2 protein-coding genes and 1 pseudogene are annotated in these 1,851 nt (G+C 65.3%); all 3 read left to right on the top strand.

Features of this window, described 5'->3' with window-relative positions; genetic code table 11:
- Positions 1 to 124 precede the first annotated feature (124 nt).
- Complete coding sequence (gene pedF, locus JV551A3_RS17905; protein WP_133979010.1) at positions 125 to 586, top strand: cytochrome c-550 PedF; 462 nt, start codon at positions 125 to 127, stop codon at positions 584 to 586.
- Between the two features lie 5 nt (positions 587 to 591).
- Positions 592 to 1,467: a substrate-binding periplasmic protein gene (locus tag JV551A3_RS17900; RefSeq protein WP_133979008.1), complete on the top strand. Its 876-nt coding sequence runs from the start codon at positions 592 to 594 to the stop codon at positions 1,465 to 1,467.
- 148 nt (positions 1,468 to 1,615) lie between these two features.
- A pseudogene (locus JV551A3_RS17890) lies at positions 1,616 to 1,851 on the top strand (quinoprotein dehydrogenase-associated SoxYZ-like carrier); the annotation flags it as partial.

Genomic DNA, 1,851 nt, shown 5'->3' with positions numbered 1-1,851 from the left:
GCCCTACTACCAAGGGAGTAAGGTGCGGCCACCAAAGCAGCATTCGGCCGCCTGCGGGCTGTTTTTAAGATGGCGACACGGCCTCTGTGGTTGAGGCCTTGCGTGCAATCGTGAGGGCATAAGAATGACAACAAAACGCAACGTCTTGCTGGCTGCCGGGCTGCTTGCCAGTGCAGTGCTGACCGGCACGGCCTGGGCACATGGCAATGTGGTGCCCCAGGCCGTGGAAACCCAGGGCCTGACCCCGATCAAGGACGCTGGCGTAGCCCTGGACGGCGATGGCTGGGCGGCGGTCAACCCGTACCGCAGCTCTCCCGAGCGCGACAAGGCCGTGGAAATCGGTGCCTCGGCCTACAACCAGAACTGCGCCGCCTGCCATGGTCTTGAGGCCAAGTCTGGCGGTATCGCCCCGGATCTGCGCATGCTCGATGCCGGCGAGGCCGGGGATGAATGGTTCGTCGAGCGGGTACGCCACGGCGCGGTCCGCGACGGCCGGGTGTACATGCCGAAGATGGCCGACTACCTGAGCCAGGAAGCCTTGTGGGCGGTGCGCACCTACCTGGACAGCGTGCACGTCGAGGAGTGACGGCCATGCGTCTGTTGGCAGTGCTGTTGAGCGGCCTGCTGCTGTATTGCGCGGCGGCGCAGGCGCAGGTGCGCAGCTACGACGCGATCATTGCCGCCGGCGAACTGAAGGTGGCGGTGTACAAGGACTTTGCGCCCTACAGCTTCCAGGACCATGGCCAACCGCGCGGTGTCGATGTGGAGCTGGCGCAGGCCCTGGCCATGGCTTTGGGGGTACGCCTGCAGCTGATCTGGGCGCCACCGGGGGAAAAGCTCGACGACGATCTGCGCGACTACATCTGGCGCGGTAGCCCGCTGCGCCACCAGCAGCTGGCCGACCTGATGATGCGGGTGCCGTACGACCATGCCTACGCGCAGCGGCGCAACGAGGTGGGCGAGCTGGAAAACGCCCAGGTGGTCATGTTCGGCCCCTATCAGGAGGAGCGCTGGCAGGTCGCCTACGACCGCCGTCGCCTGGCCTCGGTGGCCAGTGTCGCGGTGTTCCAGCAGCACCCGATCGGGGTCGAGGTGGACAGCGTGCCGTCGTTTTATCTGACTTCCGTGTTCAACGGCATGCTCAGCGCCAGGACCCATCATTACCCCAATGTGCAGCAGGCCTTCGGTGCCATGCAGGCCGGCCAGGTTGACGCGGTGATGGCGATGCGCGGCGAGGTCGACTGGCAACTGCACCAGGCTGCCGACCCGCAACTGGCCCTGGCGGAAAACGCCTACCCGAACCTTGGCAAGCAGGCCTGGGAGATTGGCATGGCGGTGCATGAAAGCAACCGGCAGCTGGCCTATGCGGTTGAGGAGGCGCTTGAGGCGTTGATTCGCGATGGGCGGATGAAAGCGATTTATTCCAGTTACGGCCTGCGTTACCAGGTGCCGGAGATGTATCAGTAGCGCTGGCGCGATCCCCTGTGGGAGCGGGCGCGCCCGCGAACACGGGCGAAGCCCGTGCCATCCACCGCATCGCCTGCTTCGCGGGCATGCCCGCTCCCACAGGGATCATGCTGGCTCAACGGACAACTGTTTCATCAAGGAGTGGGCGATGAACTGGCGAGCAACTTTGCTGCTGGCCTGCTGGATGCCCTGGGCCGCACAGGCCCTGGCCAGCGAGCCGAATAACCACAAGGACCCGGTGCCGTCAGTGATGTGGGACTTCTACCACAAGCAGCTGCTGGGCCAGGCCGCATTCGTGTTCGATGACCGGGTAAAGCTGCTGGCGCCACCCTTTGCCGAGGACGCCCGTCAGGTGCCGCTGGAGATCGACGCCCGGGCGTTCGG

The sequence above is a fragment of the Pseudomonas inefficax genome (assembly GCF_900277125.1).
Classification (GTDB): domain Bacteria; phylum Pseudomonadota; class Gammaproteobacteria; order Pseudomonadales; family Pseudomonadaceae; genus Aquipseudomonas; species Aquipseudomonas inefficax.
The sequence above is the reverse complement of the archived record's forward strand: the minus strand, read 5'-3'. Positions and strand labels throughout refer to the sequence as shown.

What these genes read in the sequence shown, in the direction of transcription:
- pedF (WP_133979010.1), top strand. Translation starts at nt 125, where the DNA reads ATGACAACAAAACGCAACGTCTTGCTGGCTGCCGGGCTGCTTGCCAGT.
- JV551A3_RS17900 (WP_133979008.1), top strand. Translation starts at nt 592, where the DNA reads ATGCGTCTGTTGGCAGTGCTGTTGAGCGGCCTGCTGCTGTATTGCGCG.